The organism is Pseudomonas sp. CFBP 8771 (genome assembly GCF_014841695.1).
GTDB classification, from domain to species: Bacteria; Pseudomonadota; Gammaproteobacteria; order Pseudomonadales; family Pseudomonadaceae; genus Aquipseudomonas; species Aquipseudomonas baltica.
On sequence record NZ_JACYUJ010000005.1, the window covers coordinates 352,270 to 375,246 of the forward strand.

A 22,977-nucleotide genomic window follows, 5' to 3' on the forward strand; every position below is an offset into this window, starting at 1 on the left:
GCCGTCAGGTGCAAGCCAGGCGATATTCCCCTGGGGATACCGCACTTGCCTGGCGAAACCGATTGCTGAAGTGACTGGCGCTGGCGAAGCCGCATGCCAGCCCCACCTCGCCCAAGGGCAAGTGCGTCTGGCGCAACAGCGAGCGGGCGCGGGCGATCCGTCGAGCCAGCACGTATTGATGCGGCGGCAAGCCAAAGCTTGCGCGAAACATCCGTGCGAAGTGGTACTCCGACAAGCTGCACAAGGCTGCCAGCTGGCCGAGGCTCAGAGGTTCGGCCAACTGCGACTCGATGAAGTCGCGAAGCAGGCGCCGCTGATGAGGTGCAAGCCCGCCTTTGAGCCGAAGCTGCGGACGCGCGACTGCTTGGCTGAGCAGAGCGTGGGCGAGCATCTCGTGGGCCAGGCTGCTGGTCAGTACGCGCTCCCCCGGTTCGTTCCAATTCAACGTGATCAGACGAGCGAAGCGTCGTGCCTGTGCCGGGTCTTCGAGGAAGGTATTCTCGCGCAACTGCATTTCGCGGGGCTCACGGTCCAGCAGCGTCACGCAGCCCAGCGCAAACTGCTCTGCGCTGAAATAGAGGTGGGCCAGACGGATATCACCGTTGATCACCCACGCCGACTCATGCCCGGCCGGCAGGATGCACTGTTTGCCGGGCGCGCCTTTTTCCCACGGTCGATCGCGGCGAAAGGTGCCCGTGCCGCCGCCGATGTAGCACGACAGAGTGTGATGGGTCGGCGCCTGATACTCCTGGGCATCGTGGTGATTGCTCCACAACGCCGCCACCATCGAGTCGCCCAGTTCGGCGCTGTGCTCGAGGCGCGCGTGGCGCGAGTTGTGCAGCGCCTGAAACACTTGCAGGTCCAGCAAAGCAGTCATGGTCGATACCTCCGTGGCCATGGTACTGCGTCGCGGGAAAGCTGCCAGTGCAGCGGCAGAAAAAGCGCAAGTTTGTGCAAGCCGGGATCGGCCGCTGCTCGGACAATGGGCCCCTGACCCCGGAGGGCCTTGTCATGAACCTATCGTTGTATCTGCTGACCGTACTGATCTGGGGAACGACCTGGATCGCCCTCAAGCTGCAACTGGGCGTGGTCGAGATTCCCGTGTCCATCGTCTACCGGTTCGGCCTCGCCGCGCTGGTGCTGTTCGTGATCCTGCTGGCCACCCGGCGACTGCAGGCCATGGGTCGGCGTGGTCACTTCATCTGCCTGGCCCAGGGGCTGTGCCTGTTCTGCGTGAATTTCATGTGTTTTCTCACCGCCAGCCAGTGGCTGCCGACCGGGCTGATCGCGGTGGTGTTCTCCACGGCGACCTTGTGGAATGCACTCAACGCGCGGATCTTTCTGGGGCAACGGATCACCGCCAGCGTGATCGGTGCAGGTGGTCTTGGCCTGCTTGGCCTGGGCCTGCTGTTCTGGCCGGAGCTGGCCGGCCATGATGCCAGCCCGCAGACCCTGCTCGGCCTGGGCCTGGCGCTGCTGGGCACCTTGTGTTTCTCGGCGGGCAATATGCTCTCCAGCGTGCAGCAGAAAGCCGGGTTGAGGCCGCTGACCACCAATGCCTGGGGCATGTTGTACGGAGCGCTGCTGCTGGGCGGCTATTGCCTGCTGCGCGGCACGCCGTTCACCATCGACTGGAGCATGCGCTACGTCGGCTCGCTGCTGTACCTGGTGATACCCGGCTCGGTGATCGGCTTTACCGCCTACCTGACCCTGGTGGGTCGCATGGGTCCCGAGCGCGCCGCTTACTGCACGGTGCTGTTCCCGGTGGTGGCGTTGAACGTCTCGGCCTATGCCGAAGGGTACCAATGGACCGCACCGGCCCTGGGCGGGCTGGTACTGGTGATGCTTGGCAACGTGCTGGTGTTTCGCAAGGGCGCCAGGCCGGCGACGCCCCCGTCGACTGGGTCGCTGGGGGCGCAGCCGGTGCCGGGCGGCGCGGCGCTGGTTCGCCCTAGCCCTTGAACGCCTGCGGGTTGACCAGATCCTGAGGGCGTTTGCCGAGCAGCGCCGCCGTCAGGTTGTCGATGGCGCGATAAGCCATGGCATCACGGGTCTGCGCCGTGGCCGAGCCGATGTGCGGCAGCGTCACGACGTTGCCCAGCTGGAACAATGGCGATTCGGCCAGCGGTTCCTTCTCGTAGACATCCAGGCCGGCGCCGCGCAAGGTGCCGTCGCGCAGAGCCTGCACCAGCGCCGCTTCATCGACCACCGGCCCGCGCGAGATATTCACCAGAATGGCGCTCTTCTTCATTTGCGCCAGCTCGGCGGTGCCGATCATGTGCCGCGTCTTGTCGCTGAGCGGCACCACCAGGCAGACGAAATCCGCCTCCGCCAGCAGTTGCTCGAGGCTGCGAAACTGCGCACCCAGTTCCTGCTCCAGTTCAGGCTTGCGGCTGTTGCCGCTGTACAGGATGGGCATGTCGAAGCCCAGCCGTCCGCGGCGTGCCACTGCCGCGCCGATATTGCCCAGGCCGACTATGCCCAGCGTCTTGCCGTACACATCGGTGCCGAACTGGTCGGGGCCGACGCTGGCTTTCCAGTTGCCGGCCTTGGTCCAGGCGTCCAGTTCGGCCACGCGCCGGGCGCTGCTCATGATCAGGGCGAAGGCCAGGTCGGCGGTGCTTTGGGTCAGTACGTCAGGGGTGTTGGTGAGCATGATGCCGCGCTCGTCGAAATAGCTGACGTCGTAGTTGTCGTAGCCCACCGACACGCTGGAAACCACCTCCAGGTTGGCGGCGTCGGCCAGTTGCTTGCGGCCCAATGGCCGGCCGGCGCCGATCAGGCCGTGGGCCTTGGGCAGCGCCTCGTTGAACTGCGCGGCGATGTCACCCGCCTTCGGGTTGGGCACGATGACGTCGAAATGCGCTTCCAGCCGCTCGACCATGGCAGGGGTGATACGGCTGAACGCGAGGACGGTTTTTTTCATTGGGCGTGTGCTCGTCGGGAGGTAATGAGAGCACGCTAACATTCCCGCTCGAGCAGAAACAATCCCGGCTCAGTTGGCGATCTGCAGGTCGAAGGTCTGCAGATCGGCGTCGTGCGCCGCCAGAATGTCGGGCAGCGAACCGCGCAGGTATTCCACCCAGGTCTTGATCTTCGCATCCAGGTACTGACGGGACGGATAGATGGCGTACAGGTTCAACTCCTGCAGGCGGTATTCGGGCAGCATGCGTACCAGCGTGCCGTTGCGCAGGCCATCGATGGCCGCGTAGATAGGCAGCACGCCCACGCCCATGCCACTGCTGATGGCGGTCTTCATCGCATCGGCGGAATTGACCTGGAACGGTGCGTTGCTGATGTTGACCATTTCCTGACCATCGGGGCCCTGAAACAGCCATTTTTCCAGTTGCACCACCGGGCTGACCAGGCGCAGGCAGGCATGGTCGCGCAGATCGCCGGGCGTGCGCGCCGAGCCATGAGCCTTCACGTATTCGGGGGAGGCGCAGACGATGCTGTAGGTGATGCCCAGGCGTTGCGAGACGAAGCCCGAATCGGGCAGCTCGCTGGCCAGGACGATGGACACGTCATAGCCTTCGTCGAGCAGGTCCGGGACCCGGTTGGCCAGGGTCAGGTCGAAGGTCACGTCCGGATGGGTACGCCGGTAGCGCGCGATGGCGTCGATCACGAAGTGCTGGCCGATGCCGGTCATGGTGTGCACCTTCAACTGCCCCGAAGGCCGCGCGTGGGCGTCGCTGGCCTCGGCCTCGGCTTCCGCCACATAGGTGAGGATCTGCTCGCAGCGCACCAGGTAGCGTTTGCCGGCCTCGGTCAGGGCAATGCGTCGGGTCGTGCGGTTGAGCAGCCGCGTCTGCAGGTGTGCTTCGAGGTTGGACACCGCGCGCGAGACGTTGGCGGTGGTAGTGTCCAGTTGCGCGGCGGCGGCGGTGAAACTGCCGGCTTCGGCCACACAGGTGAACGCACGCATGTTTTGCAAGGTGTCCATGATTCGGTCTCTGGTTCGACGGACAAATTGTCGCATGAAGCAACAATTATACAGAAGGATTATCACCGGTTCGGTAACAAAGATTCGCAGGAATTCCAGCTTATCGCCGCTATGCACCCGCTCTAGAATGCCGGCCCAGACCCCTCCGCACGCCTACCCCCTTTCCGGAAATCGCCGCAGTGCCGCGCCGCCTCATCGACGAGTTGAAAACCCTCAGTATCTGGATCTTGACCCTGGCCTTGACCGGCTGTATCGGCACTGCCGGCATCGCTCCTGAGGGCGAAGTCTTGTCGGCCGATGCGCTGGCCACCGACGCTGCCATTCAAACCGCCGTCCAGGATGCTCGCTGGCCTGAGGGCCAATGGTGGCAAGCGTATGGCGACAAGCAGCTCGATGCCTGGGTGAGCCTGGCCTTGCTCGGCAGCCCGAGCATGGCCATGGCGGCCGCCCGCGTGCGCCAGGCCAAGGCCATGGCGGGGCTGGCGGAGTCCGCCGAATCCCTGCACATCGACGCCAGCGCTCATTTGCATCGCCACGCCTGGCCTGACGACCCCTTCTATGGTCCCGGCGACCTGTCGCGCCAGACCACGTGGGACAATGACGCCGGTCTGGGCTTCACCTATGCGCTGGACCTGTGGGGCCGTGAGCGCAATGCCAGCGAGCGCGCCGTCGACCTTGCACACATGAGCGTCGCTCAGGCGCGGCAGGCTCGGCTGGAGCTTGCGAGCAACGTGGTGCAGGCGTACATCCAGCTCTCATTGCACTATGCCCAGCGCGACATCGCGCACAGCACCCTGACCCAGCAAGAGCAGATCCTGGCGCTGGCGCAGCGGCGTCTGCGCGGCGGCATCGGCACCCATCTGGAAGTCAGCCAGGCCGAGACCCTGTTGCCGGAAACCCATCGGCAGATCGACGCCCTGGATGAACAGATCGCTCTGGCACAGAACCAACTGGCTGCACTGGCGGGCAAAGGGCCGGGGCAGGGCAGCCAACTCACACGTCCAAGCTTGTCTCTGCAAGCGCCGCTTGGGTTGCCTTCGGTGCTGCCCGCGCAGCTGCTGGGGCAGCGCCCGGATGTGGTCGCCAGCCGCTGGGCCGTGGCGGCGAACGCGCGCGGCATCGACGTAGTGCAGGCTGGTTTCTATCCCAACGTCGATCTGGTCGGCAGCCTGAGCTACCTGGCCACCGGCGGCGGCATGCTGGAGTTCCTCGCCGGCCGCAAGCTGAGCTACAACGCCGGCCCCGCGTTGAGCCTGCCGATCTTCGATGGCGGTCGGCTGCGTGCGCAGTTGGCCGATGCATCGGCCGGCTACGACCTGGCCGTGGCACGCTACAACCAGACGTTGGTGGAGGCGCTCAAGCAGATCTCCGACCAGCTGATTCGCCGCGCCTCCATGGCCAAGCAACAGGCCTTCGCCGAGCAATCGGTGGCGTCGGCGCGCAAGAGCTACGACATTGCCCTGATCGCCTACCAGCGCGGTCTGACCGGCTACCTGGAAGTGCTCGATGCGCAGACTTTGCTGTTGCGCCAGCAGCAGGTCGAGCAACAGGTGCAGGCTGCGCGGCTGGCGGTGCATGCGCAGTTGGTCACGGCGCTGGGCGGTGGTCTGGGGGCGGGCAGCGATACCCCTGCCGCGCAGCGTCTGCAGGTTCCCAAGCCACTGGTGGTGATCGGTAGATGACCACTTGGCTGGGCAGCCTGCCCTGGCGCCGGGGTTTCTTCGACTGGGCACGCAGCGATGGCGTCACCTGGATCTACATCTTCAAGGTGCTGCTGGCCGCATTCACCACGCTGTGGCTGGCCATGCGCCTGGAGCTGCCGCAACCGCGTACGGCGATGATCACCGTGTTCATCGTCATGCAGTTGCAAAGCGGCCACGTCTTCGCGAAAAGTTTCTATCGTCTGCTGGGCACGCTGGCGGGATCGGCGGTGACGGTGGTGTTGATCGCCCTGTTCGCGCAGAACACCGAGCTGTTCCTGTGCGGCCTGGCGCTGTGGGTCGGCCTCTGCTCGACCGGTGCCATGCGCTGCCGCAACTTCCGCGCCTACGGCTTTGTCTTGGCTGGCTACACCGCCGCCATGGTCGGTCTACCGGCCCTGGCCCATCCGGACGGTGCCTTCATGGCGGCGGTCTGGCGCGTGCTGGAGATTGCCCTGGGCATTCTCGTCGCGACGGCGGTCAGCGCGGCCATTCTTCCGCAGTCGGCCTCCGCTTCGATGCGCAACGCCTTGTATCAGCGCTTTGGCGTGTTCGCCCGGTTCGCCGCCGATGGCCTGCGCGGTGACAGCGCACGGGAACAGTTCGAAGCCGACAACGTGCGCTTCATCGCCGAAGCGGTGGGCCTGGAGAGCCTGCGCAGTGTGACGGCCTTCGAAGACCCGCACATGCGCCGGCGCAATGGTCGGGTCAGCCGACTAAACAGTGAATTCATGGCGGTGACGACCCGCTTCAATGCGCTGCACCAATCACTCGAGCGTATCCGCGCGCGCGGTCATCGCCAAGTGGTAACCGCCATCGAACCGGCCTTGCAGGCATTGACGCACGTGCTGGACGACTTCGCCGGGCAGGCCTTGACCGATGCCGATGCTGCACGTTTGGCCCGGCGCATGGTGCAGCACAAGGACGCGCTGCCGGCGCAGGTGCGCAGCTTGCGCGACAGCTTCGAGCAGAGTGGTCCGGAAGATGACGACCTGCTGGACTTTCACACCGCATTCGAGTTGCTCTATCGCTTCGTCGAAGAACTGCACGGCTATGCCCAGACGCATGCCTCGCTGGCCGAGCATCGGCATGCCCGCGAGCGCTGGGACGAGCCGTACCGTGCGCAGACCAACTGGCTGGCCAGCGCCGCCGCCGGTATTCGCGGCGCGCTGGTGTTGCTGCTGCTGGGCGGCTATTGGATAGCGACGGCCTGGCCCAGCGGCGCGACCATGACCCTGGTAGCTGCAGCCACCGTAGGCCTGTCGGCGGCGTCACCGAACCCGCGGCGGATGTCGTTCCAGATGGCCTGCGGCACCTTGCTGGGGGCGCTGGTCGGCTTCTACACGACCTTTTTCGTGCTGCCGTGGATCGACGGCTTCGCGCTGCTGTGCCTGACCCTCGCGCCGGTGCTGACGCTGGGCGCCTTCCTTGCCTCTCGACCTCGCTTCGTTGGCTACGGCCTGGGCCTGCTGATCTTCTTTTCCATGGGCTCGGTGCCCGGCAACCTCACCCAGTACGATCCGTATGCGTTCATCAACGACTACATTGGCATGGTCCTGGGAATGCTGTTCTGCGCTGCCGCTGGCGCGGTCATCCTGCCGCCCAACAGTCGCTGGATGTGGCAGCGCCTGGAGCAGGACCTGCGCGCTCTGGTGGTGTTCGCCATCAGCGGCAGGCCACGCGGCCTGGGCTCGGCCTTCGAGAGCCGCACCCGCGACCTGCTGCATCAGGCCTATGGCCTGGCGACCGGGCAGCCACAGGTACAGCGCAACCTGCTGCGCTGGATGTTCGTGGTGATGGAGGTGGGGCACGCCATCATCGAGCTGCGCCGCGAGCAGGAGCGCTTGCCGGTGCACCTGGCCTATGCCCCGTGGCAGCCGTGGCGCCAGTCGATCCGGGTGCTGGGGCGTGCGCTGATTCGCCTGTTCATCCAGCCCCAGGCGGGCAACCTCCAGCGCGCGTTGGCGGCCGTGGAGCAGGCCATTCACCTGGTCAGGAACACCGACGAGCCCTTCGCCCGACATTTCGATACCTCGGCGCTGCGCCGGGTGCAGAGTTACCTGCACTTCATCCGCAGTTCGTTGCTGGACCCGCAATCACCCCTTGCCGAACTGGCCGCGCCTGGAGCCGAGCATGCCCCGTGAGATCGCCTTCCATGGTCTGTACATGCCGACCATGACCCTGTTGTTCGTGCTCGCCGCCGGGTTGGCCTGGGCCTTCGACCGGCTGTTCGCCAGCCTCGATGTGTACCGATTCTTCTGGCACCCGGCGCTGTTGCGCCTGAGCCTGTTCGTCTGTCTGTTCGGCGCCATGGCGCTGACTGTCTACCGGTGAGAACCTGCGCAATGAAAAAGTTTTTCAGCCTGTTGGCGACCCTGCTGGTGCTGGCACTGGCGATCTTCATCGGTCGCCAGTTGTGGGTGCACTACATGCAAACACCCTGGACCCGCGACGGACGCGTGCGCGCGGACATCGTCAATGTCGCCGCCGATGTGTCGGGCTACGTCACGGCGGTGCCGGTGCGCGACAACCAGCGTGTGCGCAAGGGCGACGTGCTGCTGCAGATCGATCCGGCGCACTACCGCTTGGCGGTCAAGCAGGCGCAGGCGCTGGTGGCGTCGCGCAAGGCCGCCTGGGACATGCGCAAGGTCAATGCCAGCCGTCGTGCTGACCTCGATGAACTGGTGATCTCCAGGGAAAGTCGCGAGGACGCCAGCAACGTCGCCGCCTCGGCGCTGGCCGACTATCAACAGGCCGAGGCGCGCCTCGAGGCCGCGCAGCTGGACCTGGACCGCACCCGTGTGCTGGCCACGGTGGATGGCTACGTCACCAACCTCAACGTGCATGTCGGTGACTACGCGCGGGTGGGCGAGGCCAAGCTGGCCGTGGTCGATGAACATTCGTTCTGGGTCTACGGCTATTTCGAAGAAACCAAGCTGCCCCATGTGCATGTCGGCGACGCGGCGCAGTTGCAGATGATGAGCGGCGAGACCCTCAAGGGTCATGTGGACAGCATCTCGCGCGGCATCTATGACCGCGACAACCCGCAGAGCCGCGAGCTGACCGCCGACGTCAATCCGACCTTCAACTGGGTTCGCCTGGCGCAGCGAGTGCCGGTGCGCATCCAGCTGGACAAGGTGCCCGAAGGCATGCTGCTGGCAGCTGGCACGACCTGCACGGTGATCGTCACGCCCGCACTGCCGTGACCACTGCGCAAGCGTTCGCCATTACCGGTGCTTATTGGGAAAAACTGCCCTGCAAGCGTTCGGCGCGAAATTCCAGGGTCTGCGGGCGATAGCCGGGGCGCAGTGGCGGCAGCGGCAGGCAGTCCTGCCAGTCGGCACCGGCCTGCAGTTCACCAGGGCCGCGGTAGCGAGGTGCGGTGTAGAGGTTTTCGGCCAGGTTGGCGGTCTGGCCGGGCGCGTAGGCAGCTATCTGCCACTGCAGTTCCTGCATCGGTACGTTGTTGCCGTTGTTCAGGTTCAGGCGCAGCGGACGGTCGCCCGGACAGCCCTGCGGATCGTAGGTGATGCGCATTTCCAGGCGTGCCAGGCGGTGGGCTTCGCGGGTGTCGCTCCAGATGACCCACAGCGAGAGCAACGCCAGGCTGAACAGGGCAGCACCGGAGATCGGCAGCGCCTTGGACGGGTAGCGGACCAGCAAGACGATCCAGGTGATGACCAGAAAGATGCCGATTAACATGACTGCCAGCCTTGGTTGGGAAGAGAGAGGTATCGTACAGAACGTTGGCGTGTCAGTGGCAGGCGCACCCACGCCAGGTCAATCATCCGGGTGATCGCGCAGGAACACCAGGTGGTCGGGCCGTGACTGCTCGGCGCTGTAGCGATAGCCCTGGCGGTCGAAACCCTTGAGCTGCAGGGGGTCGTGGAGTTTTTCGTCGATCACGAAACGCGCCATCATGCCGCGGGCTTTCTTGGCATAGAAGCTGATGATCTTGTACTGGCCATTCTTCAGGTCCTTGAAGTCGGCAGTGATCAGGCGCGCCTGCAAAGCCTTGCGCTTGACCGCCGAGAAATACTCGTTCGACGCCAGGTTGAACAGCACGTCGTCGCCTTGTTCGGCCAGGGCCTGGTTGAGCCATTGGCTGATGCGCTCGCCCCAGAACGCATAGAGGTCCTTGCCGCGCGCGTTGACCAGCTTTGTGCCCATCTCCAGTCGGTACGGTTGCATCAGGTCCAGTGGCCGCAGCAGGCCATAGAGGCCCGACAGCATGCGCAGATGTTTCTGCGCGTAGTCGAAACCCGCTTTGTCCAAGGTGGTCGCGTCCAGTCCGGTGTAGACGTCGCCCTTGAAGGCGAGCAACGCCTGCTTGGCGTTGGCTGGCGTGAAGTCGGGTGTCCAGCTGCCGAAGCGTGCAGCGTTGAGGCCGGCCAGCTTGTCGGAAAGATGCATGAGCTCGGCGATCTGCGCGGGGCTGAGCTCGCGCAGTTGTTCGATCAGCACCTGGGAGTGGTCGAGAAATTCAGGCTGGGTGTGGCGCTGGATGACCGGCGGGGTATCGAAGTCGAGGGTCTTGGCGGGGGATATCACCATCAGCATGCAGAGGTTCTCCTGTGAGCGTGGGCAAATTCTGGAGCAGTGCCCGGAGCGCGTCCACCATTAAGCGTGGGTGCATCCAGATGGACCGCAGCGACCCCGGACGCGGCTCGCGCCGCTGCTACAGGAGATCGCTTGTGCCGTTGGTACGGCGCTCCTCTGTAGCAGCGGCGCACGCCGCGTCCGGCAACACCGCGAACCCTCTGGCACACCACCCACCCCCAACCGTATTGACGCCATCGATCCCACTCCCCCACAGTGCCCGGAAAAAGGAAATCCGCGCATGGACTACGCACTCATCGACTGGAGCATCATGCTTCTGGCAATCGCCGCCGCCTACATCGTCTTCGGCATTGCCGGCTTCGGCACGGCGCTGGTTGCAGGCCCGGTACTCATCCACTTCATGCCGCTGGCCACGCTCATCCCGCTGTTGGTCGTACTCGATTTCATCGCTGCCTTCGGCAATCTGCTTCCTGCCCGGCAGTCGGTGGTGGGCGTGGAGCTCAGACGCCTGCTGCCGTTCATGGCGCTGGGCTGCACCCTGGGCGTGGTCTTTCTGCTCAACCTGAAATCCGACCTGCTGTTGCTGCTGATGGGTATGTTCATCACCGGCTACGCCCTGTACATGCTGCTGACCACGGCGCGACCCGCACGGTTGTCGCCCTGGTGGTCCGTACCGATGGGCACCATCGGCGGGCTGTTCGGGGCCTTGTTCGGCAGCGGCGGGTTTCTGTATGCGATCTATCTGGGCGCGCGGCTGGACGACAAACAGCAGGTGCGGGCCACGCAAAGCGCGCTGATCAGTTGCAGCACGATCGTGCGCCTGACCCTGTTCATCATCGCCGGGGTCTACGCCGACACCCAGCTGCTGCTGACTGCCGCCTGCCTGCTCCCAGCCATGGCAGCAGGCCTGTTGATCGGACGACGATTGACCCTGCGCATGTCCCGCGAAGCGTTCGTGCGGCTGGTGACCTGGCTGGTGCTGGCCAGCGGCCTGGCGTTGCTGTACCGCTATTTCAACCCTTGACCTGCACGCGCAGGGGACTATCCTGCCGCTTTTGCGTACTGTCGGGCCCTTGCATGAACACTCAGAACATTCTCGTTCCGCGCCTCTCCACCCTGCCGGTGCACGAGCCGCGTGCGCGGGCAATCCTGCGCTGGCTGGTACGCAAGAACATCGTCGAAGAACAGCTGAGCACCTGTGGCCGCAGCGGCAACCGCATGGCCTACGCCATCGGCCCGGGCGCGCGCCAGGTCGTCGAAAACCCTGAGGTGCTGCCCTACGGACAAACGGTCAACGGGCTGGAAGTGGTCACCGATCGCTGCATTTTCACGCCCGTGGACGGTTTTCTGCACGAGGCCGGCTGCCCCGAATGCCGTCAGGAAGTGGGTGAAGCGCTGTTCGACAGCCTCGAGGAATGGATGCCCGGCCTGACCGACAACTTCACTTGCCCGCTGTGCGGCCATGAAGATGACATCAATGGTTTTCTGTTCCTGCAGCCCTGCGCCTTCTCCAATCTGGGTTTCATCTTCAATAATTGGGGCCAGACCCCCTTCAAGGCGGAGTTCATCGCCGAATTCGCCGATTGGCTCGACCAGCCGATTGCGCAGGTGCTGGTAAAGTTCCAGGACAATTGACCGCCAGGCCATCTTTGCCTTTCTTGTAGGGGCATGTGTGGGTATAATGGCGCGCTTCCATTTTCCCGCTCGGGAGCCCCCGCATGCTGCGTATCAGCCAAGAAGCCCTGACCTTCGACGACATTCTTCTAGTGCCCGGTTATTCCGAAGTACTGCCCAATGAAGTCAGCCTCAAGACCCGTTTGACCCGCGGCATCGAGTTGAACATCCCGCTGATCTCCGCGGCGATGGACACCGTGACCGAAGCCCGCCTCGCCATTGCCATGGCTCAGGAAGGCGGCATCGGGATCATCCACAAGAACATGACCATCGAGCAGCAGGCTGCCGAAGTGCGCAAGGTCAAGAAGTTCGAGGCCGGCGTGGTCAAGGACCCGATCACCATCGAGGCTGATGCCACCGTTCGCGACCTGTTCGAACTGACCTCGCTGCACAACATCTCCGGCGTGCCGGTGCTGCACGACGGCAACCTGGTGGGCATCGTCACCTCGCGCGACGTGCGCTTCGAAAACCGCCTGGAAATCCCCGTCCGCGAAGTGATGACGCCCAAAGAGCGTCTGGTCACCGTCCGCGAAGGGGCCGACAAGGACCTGGTCCGCGACCTGCTGCACAAGCACCGCATCGAAAAGGTCCTGATCGTCGACGCCGAGTTCCATCTCAAAGGCATGATGACCGTCAAGGACATCGAGAAGGCCAAGGCCTACCCGCTGGCGAGCAAGGATGACCAGGGTCGTCTGCGCGTCGGCGCGGCCGTGGGCACCGGCAAGGACACCGGTGAGCGCGTCAGCGCCCTGGTTGCAGCCGGCGTCGACGTGGTCGTGGTCGATACTGCCCACGGTCACTCCAAAGGCGTGATCGACCGTGTGCGCTGGGTCAAGCAGAACTTCCCCGACGTGCAGGTCATCGGCGGCAACATCGCCACTGGCGAAGCCGCCAAGGCCCTGGCCGAAGCGGGCGCTGATGCCGTCAAGGTCGGTATCGGCCCAGGCTCCATCTGCACCACCCGTATCGTTGCCGGGGTCGGCGTGCCGCAGATCAGCGCCATCGCCAACGTCGCCGCAGCCCTGGAAGGCACCGGCGTGCCGTTGATCGCCGACGGCGGCATCCGCTTCTCCGGTGACCTGTCCAAGGCCATCGTCGCTGGCGCCTACTGCGTGATGATGGGCTCGATGTTCGCCGGTACCGAAGAGGCGCCAGGCGAAATCGAACTGTTCCAGGGTCGCTCCTACAAGGCCTACCGCGGCATGGGCTCGCTGGGCGCCATGTCCCAGGCCCAGGGCTCATCGGACCGCTACTTCCAGGACTCCTCGGCCGGTGCCGAGAAGCTCGTGCCCGAGGGTATCGAAGGCCGCGTTGCCTACAAGGGCGGCCTGTCGGCGATCATCCATCAGTTGATGGGTGGCCTGCGTTCTTCCATGGGTTACACCGGCAGCGCCGACATCCAGGAAATGCGCACCAAGCCCGAGTTCGTCCGCATCACCGGCGCCGGCATGGCTGAATCCCACGTCCACGACGTGCAGATCACCAAGGAAGCGCCCAACTACCGCGTGGGCTGACCCCGGTAGTCCGCCTGCCGCCCGGTGCACACCCGGCGGCAGACGGAAATTCAATCCAGCGGGGCTGTTCACTACAGCCCCGTGTTGTTTCCGAATACATCTGACGAGAATGAGTCATGGCCCTCGACATTCACGCCCACCGTATCCTGATCCTCGATTTCGGTTCCCAGTACACCCAGCTGATCGCCCGCCGCGTGCGCGAAATCGGCGTGTACTGCGAGCTGCACCCGTTCGACATGGACGATGAAGCGATTCGCCAATTCGCCCCGCGCGGCGTCATCCTCGCCGGCGGGCCCGAGTCGGTCCACGAAGCCGACAGCCCGCGCTGCCCGCAGGCGGTGTTCGACCTGGGCGTGCCGGTCTTCGGCATCTGCTACGGCATGCAGACCATGGCCGAGCAATTGGGTGGCAAGGTGGCTGGCTCCGATATGCGCGAGTTCGGCTACGCCCGGGTCGACGTGGTCGGCAAGAGCCGCATCCTGGAAGGCATCGAAGACCACATCGACGCCGATGGCGTGTTCGGCCTGGACGTGTGGATGAGCCACGGCGACAAGGTCACCGAGATTCCCCAGGGCTTCAATGTGCTGGCCAGCACCCCGAGCTGCCCGATCGCCGGCATGTTCGACGACGACCGCCACTACTACGGCGTGCAGTTCCACCCGGAAGTGACCCACACCAAGCAGGGCGAGCGCATTCTGTCGCGCTTCATCATCGACATCTGCGGCTGCGAAGCACTGTGGACCCCGTCGAAGATCGCCGAAGACGCCATCGCCCAGGTCCGCGCCCAGGTGGGTACCGACAACGTCCTGCTGGGCCTGTCCGGCGGCGTCGACTCCTCGGTGGTCGCGGCCCTGCTGCACAAGGCCATCGGCGATCAGCTGACCTGCGTGTTCGTCGACAACGGCCTGCTGCGCCTGCACGAAGGCGAGCAGGTCATGGCCATGTTCGCCGAGAACATGGGCGTCAAGGTGATCCGTGCCAACGCCGAAGACCAGTTCCTCGACAACCTGGCCGGCGAAGCCGACCCGGAGAAGAAGCGCAAGATCATCGGCCGCACCTTCATCGACGTGTTCGACGCCGAATCGTGCAAGCTGGACAACATCAAGTACCTGGCCCAAGGCACCATCTACCCTGACGTGATCGAGTCGGCCGGTGCCAAGAGCGGCAAGGCCCACGTGATCAAGTCCCACCACAACGTCGGCGGCCTGCCCGAGGAGATGAACCTCAAGCTGGTCGAGCCACTGCGTGAGCTGTTCAAGGACGAAGTCCGCCGTCTGGGCCTGGAACTGGGCCTGCCGTACGACATGGTCTACCGCCATCCATTCCCCGGCCCAGGCCTGGGCGTGCGCATCCTGGGTGAAGTGAAGAAGGAATACGCCGACCTGCTGCGTCGCGCCGACCACATCTTCATCGAAGAACTGCGCAAGGCCGACTGGTACCACAAGGTCAGCCAGGCGTTCGTGGTGTTCCAGCCGGTCAAATCGGTCGGCGTCGTCGGCGACGGCCGTCGCTACGCCTGGGTCGTCGCCCTGCGCGCCGTGGAAACCATCGACTTCATGACCGCTCGTTGGGCGCACCTGCCGTACGAGCTGCTGGAAACGGTGAGCGGCCGCATCATCAACGAGATCGAAGGCATTTCGCGGGTGACCTACGACGTGTCGAGCAAGCCGCCGGCTACGATTGAGTGGGAGTGATGGGGCGTCCGGTATCTTCCGGCACTCGTTGGTAAGAAATGCCCTGGAGCCCGCGTAATTGCGGGCTTTTTGGTTTTTGGGTTCAGATTTTTTCAGCTCTTTCTATGCTGCAGCTGAGAGTGGGCTGTTCGGGAGATACCACCGCAGGCGTCGATTCCAGCGGGATCATCAGAAGAACGAAATGCCATCAGTTGTCCCATTGCTTGCAGATTGCTAAAGTGCAAGCAATCGCAGCAGCTAAGGGGTATGAAAGATGCCATCTGTTACCGTTCGAAATGTTTCCGATGAGGTGCACCGTGCTATCCGTGTGCGGGCTGCTCAACATGGCCGCAGCATCGAAGCCGAGATGCGCGACATTCTCGAGTCTGCGGTGAGGCCGGAAGGTCGGGTCAAGCTGGGCTCGCTGCTGGCCCAGACCGGCCGCAAGGTCAAGCTGACGGATGAGGAGTTCGCTGCCTTCGAAAGCGCGCGCGATAAAGCCCCCGCCCGCGCAGCGAGCTTTGAATGATCCTGCTCGATACCAATGTGATTTCCGAGCCTCTACGCCATTCGCCTGCGGCGTGCGTTATTCAATGGATCGACGAGCAGGCATTGGAAACGCTTTACCTGTCCGCCATGACCGTGGCTGAGCTACGTGCAGGTATAGCGTTGATGCCGGTTGGGCGACGCCGTTCGACGCTGCACGAAAGTCTGGAAAAGCAGGTGCTGCCCATGTTCGTTGGGCGCGTTTTGCCTTTTGATCTGGCCTGCACGCAGGCTTACGCCGAGGTGCTGGCCAAGGCGCGCAAGGCCGGTAGTGGGATCGAGGCTGCCGATGCCTGCATCGCTGCGGTCGCTCTTGCCAATGGATTCATTGTCGCCACTCGCGATACTCACCCGTTCCGGGCTGCAGTTCTGGCGGTCATCAATCCTTGGGAGCTATAGAGCAAGCCTTGCTGCGAAGCCACGAAATGACAGGAAAAACGTAGGGCGCCGTGGTCGATGACCAATCAGCTCACTTCAACACATGCCCCGCAATCAGCCGCGAAATCTCCACCATCGACGTCTTCCCCGAGAACTCGAAGCGCACCTTCCCCAGCGCCGAAAAATACACCTCCAGCTCCGAATCCAGATCGAACGTGCCCGACGTTTCGATCGAGTACGCCACGATGTTCTTGTAGGGCAGGGAGGTGAAGTCCTTCTTGCTGCCGGTCAAGCCCTGCACGTTCACCGCGATGATCCGTTTGTTGGTGAACACCACGCCGTCGCGCATCGACTTGTAGGCGTCGACCACCTGCTCGTCATCCAGCAGCAGGGCGGTGACGCGTTCGGCGTATTCGGCGTTTTGCTTGAGTTTGAAGAAGCCTTTGTTGTTGAAGTCGATCATGGCCTGGAGTCCTTTATATAGGGGTGGCCAGAGTTTACCTTGATGACGGTGGCAGCAAGTGTGTCGGGTCGTAGTGAGGTGCCTGAATGGTGAGGCCAAATATGTAGGCCAGGAGGGTCCAGGGCACTTGCCACACTCGCAGCTCCTTCAGAAACCGATCCCTTTGATATGACTGATGTACTTCCCAATACGCAATTAGGCGATGTGCTCGCAGGCATCGCACGGCAGGTCACACAACAAGTGCCGGATCTGCACCAAATGGCTGTCGCCACCGCCACCCAACTGCTCGCCTCCATGGCCATCGACACCCACCCCGACGCCTTTTACTGGCATCGCTTCGACAATGCGCAGTCCAGCCATCGCTCCTTCAGTGGCTACGCGCACATGGGCCCGCCCAGTGAAACGATGACGTTTACCGAACTGGTGATGCGGCGGTTCCGAGCGAGCGACCAGGATAATGCCGACTTGCTGCATGTCATGGGCGGGTTCTACACGGGCGATGCGCGGGCAGGCTGGTTCGATGAGCGCAACGAGGTAAGACTGGCGCCCGACAAGGTACTCAACGCGTTATGGCACATCGATTTCGCGGCGGCCTATCGCCAAGCGCTGGCGACGTTCTGGACCGACAATGGGCCAGGGGTGCAGACGCTGATCCGCATCAACTGCCTGCGCGCCGCCGTGGATGCAGCTCAGGCCGGGGCCATGATGCGCCAACAGGTGCAATGTGTGTTCGACGGTCTGGGTTGCGAGTACGCCATGGCACCGACCTTGGCCGACTTGACCGGTAGCCATCCGCCGAGCCACGGCGTTACGGTCAGCACGCTGCAGATTGCCGGCCACGGGTTCGCCAGTGTGTTGTGTTTCAAGGCCAGCGGGGGCGAGCGTCTGTTGTACCTGGCCGGTCGCGACAAGGCGTTTGAAGTGTTCGCCGATGTGAAAGCGGCGCAGGCATGGTTGCACCAGCAGCTGCAGGACGTGCAGCGCCGGGAGCGCTTGCTCGACCACGGCAGGCTGCTGGAGCCGGCGGCTGCATTGGCGCGTACGCGCAGCCTGGCGCTGCTGGCGAAGAAGCCGCTGGCGCTGTTCGCAGCAAAGGTGTCCTGGCCATCCATCGCAGCCGATGCGGCGCACTGGCTGCAAGGGCAAACCCGCGAGCAGATGCTGGCCGAGGCCAACCTGCAGTTGCACAGCAACAGCGAGTTGCGCCAGCAGTTGTGGATCGGTTATCTGGGTGCAGGCGTGCACTTGTTCGGCGCGGCAGCCATGGTCAGCTGGCCGATCGCATTGATCGTGGTAGTGGCGAGTGCCGGTAAATTCGCCCTCAATGTGGAACGTGCGGTGAATGCGGGTGACGCCACGGACCGTCGCGCCGCCTTGTATGCATCGATATTCAGCGGTATCGAGTTGCTGCTGAACATGACCCTGCTAATTCCCCAGCGAGCCCCGCAGAGCGCCGAACTGCAGCCACTGCAGTCGCGACCTCAGGTGTCCGCGCTGACGCCTTTGCTGCCCAGTGCCGAAGGGCTGCTGGCAGTCGAGGGGGAGCAGATGATCCGCTTGCACGGCGATCTGTATCGCGTGCGCTACGACCCCAGCCTGCGTTACTGGTTGATCGTCGATCCGCAGCGCCCCTATGCCTTCACCGGTAATTACCCGGTGCGTTTCAACGACCAATTGCAATGGGAACTGATGCCGACCGGTTGCCTGCGGGGCGGTGGCGGCTGCCTGAGCGTGTCACGGCAAATGGAACTTGAACCGCCACCGGTGAGCTACGTGCAGTTCGAGGTTTCGGCGACTCGCTACGAAGTACCGCTGGTGGCTCGCGCTGCCACCGGCGAGCTGTTGGGCGACCAGTTTCGCAAGATGCTCTCCGGTGAATACTTCGACCCCTACACGCCGCTCAATCCGGTGCTCGACAGCCTCAACAAGCTGCGTGTTCAACTGATCGAGGACGCCAACGCATTCATCGCCGAGTGGCGCTCGCCCGGCAGATCGCCGTTGCCTGTGCCCGATGCTTCGCTGCCGCCCTATACCGCCGTGCGCCGACTGTTGGACGAATCCGGGGCACTGGTCATCGGTGAGTCTCATCAGGCTATCGCCAGCAAGCGTTTCCTGATCGAGAACATGCGGGCGCTGGCCGGCGACGGTGTCGACACGCTGTACATGGAGCACTTGATGACCGATCTGCATCAGGCCGATCTGAACCAGGTGGCCAGTGATGGCCGGCTGCCCAGTGGGCTGCAGGACTATCTGCGCGATCAGGATCTTGGCCATCGTACCGATCCGGCTCGACAGTACAACTTCACCACGCTGGTGCAGGCTGCGCGGCGCGAGGGTATCCAGGTGCGCGCCCTGGATTGCGCGGCCAGCTATCGACTCGATGGCATGGACGACCTCTACGGCGCCGGCCAGACGCTGCGCCAGCGGGTGTTCAGCTACCACGCCAGTCGCGTCATTGCAGCACGCACCGCATTGCCCGGCCGGGGCAAATGGATCGCCTTGGTCGGTGACACTCACGCGTCCACCTACAAGGGTGTTCCAGGTCTGGCGCAACTGCACGACGTGACAGCACTGCGCATCGTCGATGCCGGTGCCGGCCAGCAGACCAACATCACCCTGGACCCCGGCGAGTACTACCTGCCGTCGATGGGCCGCGGCGACGGGGTGGTCAAAGCGGACTGGCGCTTGGCGCTGACCGTACGCGAAGCGCCGTTCACCTACCTGGATCCGTCCCTGGCCCCACCCGGCGTGATCAGGCCATGACGTACAGGGCCAGACATCATGTGCCCCTGTAGCAGCGGCGCAAGCCGCGTCGGCGGTGCATGCGATTTGTCCGACACCCAACCGCGCGGCGGCGCAAGTCTTAATCTTTCTCAATTGCAGGTGTATGGTGTCGGCCTTTCACGTTCATCACGCAGGTGCCCATAGCCATGTCTTTCACTCGTCGACGATTCCTCGGTGGCCTGGCGGGCGTTGTCGCGGTCGGCGTGGGTGCCGGGGGCGCTGCCCGTTATTGGTTGGGTACGCCTGTGGACCAGGCCGGCGTGGACTATCAGCTGATTGCCGCGCCGCTGGATGTCGAGTTGGTGGCAGGTCATCAGACCCCGGCCTGGGCCTTCGGTGGTTCGGCACCCGGGCGTGAGCTGCGGGTGCGCCAGGGCGAATGGCTGCGGGTGCGCTTCATCAACCAGCTGCCGGTGGAAACCACCATCCACTGGCATGGCATTCGCCTGCCGCTGGACATGGACGGCGTGCCCTACGTGTCGCAGTTGCCGGTCAAGCCCGGTGAATACTTCGACTACCGGTTTCGTGTGCCGGACGCCGGCAGCTACTGGTATCACCCGCACGTGGCCAGCAGCGAGGAACTGGGCCGCGGCCTGGTCGGGCCGTTGATCGTCGAGGAGCGCGACCCCACCGGCTTCGCGCATGAAGCGGTGCTCAACCTGAAGAACTGGCACGTGGACGAGGAGGGCGCGTTCCTGCCGTTCAGCATCCCCCGCGAAGCGGCGCGCAACGGCACCCTGGGCCGGCTGTCGACGATCAACGGGGTACATCGGGCGACGGTCGATCTGCCGGCGGGTCAAGTCGTCAGGGTGCGCATTCTCAACCTGGACAACACAGCCACCTATCGCCTGAACTTCCGTGGCAATGCCGATATGCGCCTGTATGCACTGGACGGCAACCCCATCGAACCGCGCGCGTTCGGCAAGGATTACTGGATGGGCCCCGGCATGCGGGTTTGCCTTGCAGTCAAGATGCCACCTGCCGGTGAAGAGATCGCCGTACGTGACGGTTCGGTTCGCCTGGGCACGCTGCGCTCGGTGCCAACCGAGGCGGCGCCGACCGATTGGCCGCCGGCGTTACCGCCCAATCCGATCGCCGAGCCGGACCTGGCCAATGCCGAGAAGCTCAATTTCAACTTCGAATGGGTCGGCGAGGTGTCGGATACGACCGAGGGCAAGCCGCCCAGCCTGTGGCAGATCAACGGCATCGCCTGGGACATCACCGACAAGACCTGCGCCGACCGCCCCATTGCCAAGCTGCAGTTGGGCAAGAGCTACGTGCTGGAGTTGAAGAACATGACTCAGTACCAGCATCCTATCCACCTGCACGGCATGAGTTTCAAGGTGATTGCCTCCAACAGGCGCAAGATCATTCCTTATTTCACCGATACGTTCTTGCTGGGAAAGAACGAGCGTGCCCAGGTGGCGCTGGTGGCGGATAATCCTGGTATCTGGATGTTCCATTGCCATGTGATCGATCACATGGAAACCGGACTCATGGCGGCAATAGAGGTTTCCTGAACGTTGAAACAACCCAAGATCATTGATCGCAGCCGCGATCGGTTTTTCATGGCCCAGGCGCTAGAGCTGGCCGCTCAGGGTGCGGCGCTGGGCGAAGTGCCTGTGGGCGCAGTCGTGGTGCAGGACGGCGAAATCGTCGGCCGCGGCTTCAACTGCCCCATCAGTGGCAGCGACCCCAGTGCCCATGCCGAGATGGTGGCCATCCGCAACGCCGCGCAGTCCGTGCACAACTATCGCCTGCCGGGCAGCACCCTGTACGTCACCCTGGAGCCTTGCAGCATGTGCGCCGGGCTGATCGTCCATGCGCGCATCGCCCGGGTGGTGTTCGGCGCGCTCGAACCCAAGGCGGGCGTGGTGCAGAGTCAGGGGCAGTTTTTCAGCCAAGGCTTCCTGAACCATCGGTTGGTGGTGGAGGGTGGCGTGTTGGCTGAAGAGTGCGGGGCGATATTGAGCGAATTTTTCAGGGCGCGTCGGGCGAAGGGCTGAGATTGAAGGAGGGAGTGCTGCCGAGGGCCTTTTCGCGGGCAGAGCCCGCTCCCACAGGATCACTCGGGTGCTCTTAGAGCGGCGGCGTCTGCTGTGAGGGCTTAGTTTGGTCCACACCAGGCACGTGCAGATTGCCATCGGCGACCTGGCTGCCTTCGAGCTGTGGCTGGGTCACCCAGGTGAGGATGTCGTAGTAGCGGCGGATGTTGGCCACGAAGTGCACTGGCTCGCCGCCGCGGGCATAGCCGTAGCGGGTCTTGCTGTACCACTTCTTCTGCGCCAGGCGCGGCAGCATCTTCTTCACATCCAGCCACTTGTTCGGGTTCAGCCCTTCACCTTCTGCCAGCTTGCGCGCGTCGTCGAGGTGGCCACTGCCCACGTTGTAGGCCGCCAGGGCGAACCAGGTCCGGTCGGGTTCCTGAATGCCGGCGTCGAGCTGATCCTTGACATAGGCGAAGTACTTGGCGCCGCCATTGATGCTCTGCTTGGGGTCCAGGCGGTTGCTCACGCCCATGGCCTGGGCAGTGTTCTGGGTCAGCATCATCAGGCCCCGCACCCCGGTCTTGGAGGTCACGCTGGCCTGCCACATGGACTCTTGATAACCGATGGCGGCCAGCAGCCGCCAGTCGACCTTCTCCTGCTTGGCCGAGGCCTGGAAGGTTTTCTCGAACTTGGGCAGGCGCTGTTGCAGGTGCTGGGCGAAGGTGTAGGCGCCGACGTAGCCGAGCACATCGACATGGCCGTAGTAGCGGTCTTTGAGGCGCTGCAGGGTGCCGTTGCCCTTGACCTTGTCGATGAAGCCGTTGACCTCGTTCAGCAGGCTGTTGTCTTCGCCCCCGGCAACGGCCCAGCGCTGGTCGCGGCCATCGCCCAGGTCGAAGGCGACCCGCACGTTGGGGAAGTACACCTGGTTCATGGCCACTTCGTTGGAATCGACCAGAGTCAGGTCGATCTGCCCCTCGTCGACCATGCGCAGCAGATCCACCACCTCCACCGCGTCGGACTCTTCGTACTCGAGCGCCGGGTACTGCAGCTTCAATTTGGCCAGTTGCTCGGCGTGGCTGCTGCCCTTGAGCACCATGATCTTCTTGCCCACCAGCTCGGCGGCATCGGTGGGGCGGTTCTGGCCGTTGCGATAGATGACCTGCGGCGTGACCTCCAGATAGGGGTGCGAGAAGCGCGCCTGTTGTTCCCGCGCCTCGCTGGTGACCAGCCCCGCAGCCGCCAGCACCGGGCCCTGGGGCTGGCTCAGGCCGGCGAAGATGTCGTCGAGGTTGTCGGCGGTTTCGATCTGGAGTTTCACGCCCAGGTCATCGGCGAAACGCTTGACCAGCTCGTACTCGAAGCCGGTTTCGCCGTTGCGATCCTGGAAGTAGGTGGCCGGGCTGTTGCGGGTTATGACGCGCAGCACGCCGTCCTCCTTGATCCGTTCGAGTGTGCTGGGTTTATCAACGCAGCCACTGAGCAGCAGGAGAAGTCCGGTTGCGAAGAGCCATTTGGCGCAGCGCGAGCGTAAGACGGTCTGGGTGAGCATGGGTGCAGTATACGCAAACGGTCGCTCGAGCCATATCTCGACAGCAGGCGAAGGAGTCTGGTAGAGCGCAGCGCAACCTCTTGCCGGCCCCCGGCAAGGGATCTGACGAACGATCGCGCTGTTTTTCCATCCGTCGGGTGCCTAGGTGAATGGTTTAGGCTAGAATGCACGGCCTCCAAGCACACCCCCTTTCGAGGCTGTC

21 protein-coding genes are annotated in these 22,977 nt (G+C 63.8%); 14 read left to right on the forward strand and 7 right to left on the reverse strand.

Annotation, left to right across the window (positions count from 1 at the left end; all coding sequences use genetic code 11):
• Positions 1-4: 4 nt before the first annotated feature.
• Positions 5-877, reverse strand: coding sequence for a helix-turn-helix domain-containing protein (locus IFT80_RS13980; RefSeq protein ID WP_192137750.1), 873 nt, complete (start codon positions 875-877; stop codon positions 5-7).
• Between the two features lie 134 nt (positions 878-1,011).
• Between IFT80_RS13980 and IFT80_RS13985 the strand changes: the two genes are divergently transcribed.
• Complete coding sequence (locus IFT80_RS13985) at positions 1,012-1,962, forward strand: DMT family transporter (RefSeq protein WP_192054661.1); 951 nt, start codon at positions 1,012-1,014, stop codon at positions 1,960-1,962.
• Here the strand turns inward: IFT80_RS13985 and IFT80_RS13990 are convergent.
• Together IFT80_RS13990 and IFT80_RS13995 are read right to left on the reverse strand one after the other, a co-directional pair.
• The gene (locus IFT80_RS13990; protein ID WP_122475140.1) at positions 1,952-2,926 is read right to left on the reverse strand and encodes a 2-hydroxyacid dehydrogenase; all 975 of its coding nucleotides are present in this window, start codon (positions 2,924-2,926) and stop codon (positions 1,952-1,954) included. The two genes, IFT80_RS13985 and IFT80_RS13990, sit on opposite strands and share 11 nt — an antisense overlap.
• A 69-nt stretch (positions 2,927-2,995) precedes the next feature.
• Positions 2,996-3,943, reverse strand: coding sequence for a LysR family transcriptional regulator (locus tag IFT80_RS13995; RefSeq protein ID WP_122475138.1), 948 nt, complete (start codon positions 3,941-3,943; stop codon positions 2,996-2,998).
• A 179-nt stretch (positions 3,944-4,122) separates the two neighbouring features.
• On the opposite strand from IFT80_RS13995, the gene IFT80_RS14000 reads away from it, so the two are divergent.
• The 4 genes from IFT80_RS14000 to IFT80_RS14015 are packed head-to-tail and all read left to right on the forward strand — an operon-like array spanning position 4,123 to position 8,849.
• Positions 4,123-5,625, forward strand: coding sequence for an efflux transporter outer membrane subunit (locus tag IFT80_RS14000; RefSeq protein ID WP_192137751.1), 1,503 nt, complete (start codon positions 4,123-4,125; stop codon positions 5,623-5,625).
• Positions 5,622-7,787, forward strand: a complete 2,166-nt coding sequence (locus tag IFT80_RS14005; protein WP_192137752.1) for an FUSC family protein — start codon at positions 5,622-5,624, stop codon at positions 7,785-7,787. The genes IFT80_RS14000 and IFT80_RS14005 overlap by 4 nt, the downstream gene beginning before the upstream one ends.
• A complete protein-coding gene (locus tag IFT80_RS14010) occupies positions 7,777-7,977 on the forward strand; it encodes a DUF1656 domain-containing protein (RefSeq protein WP_122475134.1) in 201 nt (66 codons plus the stop codon). Before IFT80_RS14005 ends, IFT80_RS14010 begins: the two co-directional genes overlap by 11 nt.
• Positions 7,978-7,988: 11 nt before the next feature.
• Entirely contained in the window at positions 7,989-8,849 is an 861-nt protein-coding gene (locus tag IFT80_RS14015) for an efflux RND transporter periplasmic adaptor subunit (RefSeq protein ID WP_192137753.1), read from the forward strand.
• Between the two features lie 31 nt (positions 8,850-8,880).
• Here IFT80_RS14015 and IFT80_RS14020 read toward each other — a convergent pair whose 3' ends face one another.
• Both IFT80_RS14020 and yaaA read right to left on the reverse strand, forming a co-directional pair.
• Positions 8,881-9,345 (reverse strand): multidrug transporter, encoded by a 465-nt coding sequence (locus IFT80_RS14020; RefSeq protein ID WP_122475130.1) that lies wholly within the window; start codon positions 9,343-9,345, stop codon positions 8,881-8,883.
• 78 nt (positions 9,346-9,423) lie between these two features.
• Complete coding sequence (yaaA, locus tag IFT80_RS14025) at positions 9,424-10,203, reverse strand: peroxide stress protein YaaA (RefSeq protein ID WP_192102606.1); 780 nt, start codon at positions 10,201-10,203, stop codon at positions 9,424-9,426.
• A gap of 280 nt (positions 10,204-10,483) precedes the next feature.
• Here yaaA and IFT80_RS14030 point away from each other — a divergent pair, with 280 nt between their 5' ends.
• The 6 genes from IFT80_RS14030 to IFT80_RS14055 all read left to right on the forward strand — a co-directional run bounded on the left by IFT80_RS14030 (position 10,484) and on the right by IFT80_RS14055 (position 16,009).
• A complete protein-coding gene (locus IFT80_RS14030; RefSeq protein WP_192137754.1) occupies positions 10,484-11,227 on the forward strand; it encodes a sulfite exporter TauE/SafE family protein in 744 nt (247 codons plus the stop codon).
• A gap of 53 nt (positions 11,228-11,280) precedes the next feature.
• Positions 11,281-11,838, forward strand: a complete 558-nt coding sequence (locus tag IFT80_RS14035) for a sugar ABC transporter ATPase (protein ID WP_122475127.1) — start codon at positions 11,281-11,283, stop codon at positions 11,836-11,838.
• Between the two features lie 83 nt (positions 11,839-11,921).
• Positions 11,922-13,391 carry an IMP dehydrogenase gene (gene guaB / locus IFT80_RS14040; protein ID WP_122475125.1) on the forward strand — a complete coding sequence of 490 codons (1,470 nt, stop codon included), beginning with the start codon at positions 11,922-11,924 and terminating at the stop codon, positions 13,389-13,391.
• 116 nt (positions 13,392-13,507) lie between these two features.
• A complete protein-coding gene (gene guaA / locus IFT80_RS14045) occupies positions 13,508-15,085 on the forward strand; it encodes a glutamine-hydrolyzing GMP synthase (RefSeq protein WP_185795040.1) in 1,578 nt (525 codons plus the stop codon).
• A gap of 253 nt (positions 15,086-15,338) precedes the next feature.
• On the forward strand, positions 15,339-15,593 hold the full coding sequence (locus IFT80_RS21725; RefSeq protein ID WP_185795045.1) for a FitA-like ribbon-helix-helix domain-containing protein: 255 nt from the start codon (positions 15,339-15,341) through the stop codon (positions 15,591-15,593).
• A complete protein-coding gene (locus IFT80_RS14055) occupies positions 15,590-16,009 on the forward strand; it encodes a type II toxin-antitoxin system VapC family toxin (RefSeq protein ID WP_192137755.1) in 420 nt (139 codons plus the stop codon). The genes IFT80_RS21725 and IFT80_RS14055 overlap by 4 nt, the downstream gene beginning before the upstream one ends.
• 70 nt (positions 16,010-16,079) lie before the next feature.
• Here the strand turns inward: IFT80_RS14055 and IFT80_RS14060 are convergent, their stop codons facing one another.
• Positions 16,080-16,451, reverse strand: coding sequence for a PH domain-containing protein (locus IFT80_RS14060; protein WP_122475122.1), 372 nt, complete (start codon positions 16,449-16,451; stop codon positions 16,080-16,082).
• 168 nt (positions 16,452-16,619) lie between these two features.
• Between IFT80_RS14060 and IFT80_RS14065 the strand changes: the two genes are divergently transcribed.
• The 3 genes from IFT80_RS14065 (at position 16,620) to tadA (ending at position 21,241) form a co-directional block, all read left to right on the forward strand.
• Positions 16,620-19,214: a membrane-targeted effector domain-containing toxin gene (locus tag IFT80_RS14065; protein ID WP_342214341.1), complete on the forward strand. Its 2,595-nt coding sequence runs from the start codon at positions 16,620-16,622 to the stop codon at positions 19,212-19,214.
• Positions 19,215-19,381: 167 nt separating this feature from the next.
• Positions 19,382-20,755, forward strand: a complete 1,374-nt coding sequence (locus IFT80_RS14070; RefSeq protein WP_192058648.1) for a multicopper oxidase family protein — start codon at positions 19,382-19,384, stop codon at positions 20,753-20,755.
• Positions 20,756-20,758: 3 nt separating this feature from the next.
• Positions 20,759-21,241, forward strand: a complete 483-nt coding sequence (gene tadA, locus IFT80_RS14075; RefSeq protein WP_206757920.1) for a tRNA adenosine(34) deaminase TadA — start codon at positions 20,759-20,761, stop codon at positions 21,239-21,241.
• 73 nt (positions 21,242-21,314) lie between these two features.
• On the opposite strand, the gene mltF is transcribed toward tadA, so the two are convergent.
• Positions 21,315-22,775 (reverse strand): membrane-bound lytic murein transglycosylase MltF, encoded by a 1,461-nt coding sequence (gene mltF, locus IFT80_RS14080; RefSeq protein WP_192058649.1) that lies wholly within the window; start codon positions 22,773-22,775, stop codon positions 21,315-21,317.
• Positions 22,776-22,977 lie beyond the last annotated feature (202 nt).

Excerpts from the sequence above, each read along its gene's own strand:
- IFT80_RS14005 (WP_192137752.1), top strand. The coding sequence starts at position 5,622 with ATGACCACTTGGCTGGGCAGCCTGCCCTGGCGCCGGGGTTTCTTCGAC.
- mltF (WP_192058649.1), bottom strand. The coding sequence starts at position 22,775 with ATGCTCACCCAGACCGTCTTACGCTCGCGCTGCGCCAAATGGCTCTTC.
- IFT80_RS14015 (WP_192137753.1), top strand. The coding sequence starts at position 7,989 with ATGAAAAAGTTTTTCAGCCTGTTGGCGACCCTGCTGGTGCTGGCACTG.
- guaA (WP_185795040.1), top strand. The coding sequence starts at position 13,508 with ATGGCCCTCGACATTCACGCCCACCGTATCCTGATCCTCGATTTCGGT.
- IFT80_RS14065 (WP_342214341.1), top strand. The coding sequence starts at position 16,620 with ATGACTGATGTACTTCCCAATACGCAATTAGGCGATGTGCTCGCAGGC.
- IFT80_RS21725 (WP_185795045.1), top strand. The coding sequence starts at position 15,339 with ATGCCATCTGTTACCGTTCGAAATGTTTCCGATGAGGTGCACCGTGCT.
- IFT80_RS14070 (WP_192058648.1), top strand. The coding sequence starts at position 19,382 with ATGTCTTTCACTCGTCGACGATTCCTCGGTGGCCTGGCGGGCGTTGTC.
- IFT80_RS14010 (WP_122475134.1), top strand. The coding sequence starts at position 7,777 with ATGCCCCGTGAGATCGCCTTCCATGGTCTGTACATGCCGACCATGACC.
- IFT80_RS13990 (WP_122475140.1), bottom strand. The coding sequence starts at position 2,926 with ATGAAAAAAACCGTCCTCGCGTTCAGCCGTATCACCCCTGCCATGGTC.
- IFT80_RS14060 (WP_122475122.1), bottom strand. The coding sequence starts at position 16,451 with ATGATCGACTTCAACAACAAAGGCTTCTTCAAACTCAAGCAAAACGCC.
- IFT80_RS14035 (WP_122475127.1), top strand. The coding sequence starts at position 11,281 with ATGAACACTCAGAACATTCTCGTTCCGCGCCTCTCCACCCTGCCGGTG.
- IFT80_RS13995 (WP_122475138.1), bottom strand. The coding sequence starts at position 3,943 with ATGGACACCTTGCAAAACATGCGTGCGTTCACCTGTGTGGCCGAAGCC.
- IFT80_RS14055 (WP_192137755.1), top strand. The coding sequence starts at position 15,590 with ATGATCCTGCTCGATACCAATGTGATTTCCGAGCCTCTACGCCATTCG.
- IFT80_RS14020 (WP_122475130.1), bottom strand. The coding sequence starts at position 9,345 with ATGTTAATCGGCATCTTTCTGGTCATCACCTGGATCGTCTTGCTGGTC.
- IFT80_RS13985 (WP_192054661.1), top strand. The coding sequence starts at position 1,012 with ATGAACCTATCGTTGTATCTGCTGACCGTACTGATCTGGGGAACGACC.
- yaaA (WP_192102606.1), bottom strand. The coding sequence starts at position 10,203 with ATGCTGATGGTGATATCCCCCGCCAAGACCCTCGACTTCGATACCCCG.
- IFT80_RS14030 (WP_192137754.1), top strand. The coding sequence starts at position 10,484 with ATGGACTACGCACTCATCGACTGGAGCATCATGCTTCTGGCAATCGCC.
- IFT80_RS13980 (WP_192137750.1), bottom strand. The coding sequence starts at position 877 with ATGACTGCTTTGCTGGACCTGCAAGTGTTTCAGGCGCTGCACAACTCG.
- guaB (WP_122475125.1), top strand. The coding sequence starts at position 11,922 with ATGCTGCGTATCAGCCAAGAAGCCCTGACCTTCGACGACATTCTTCTA.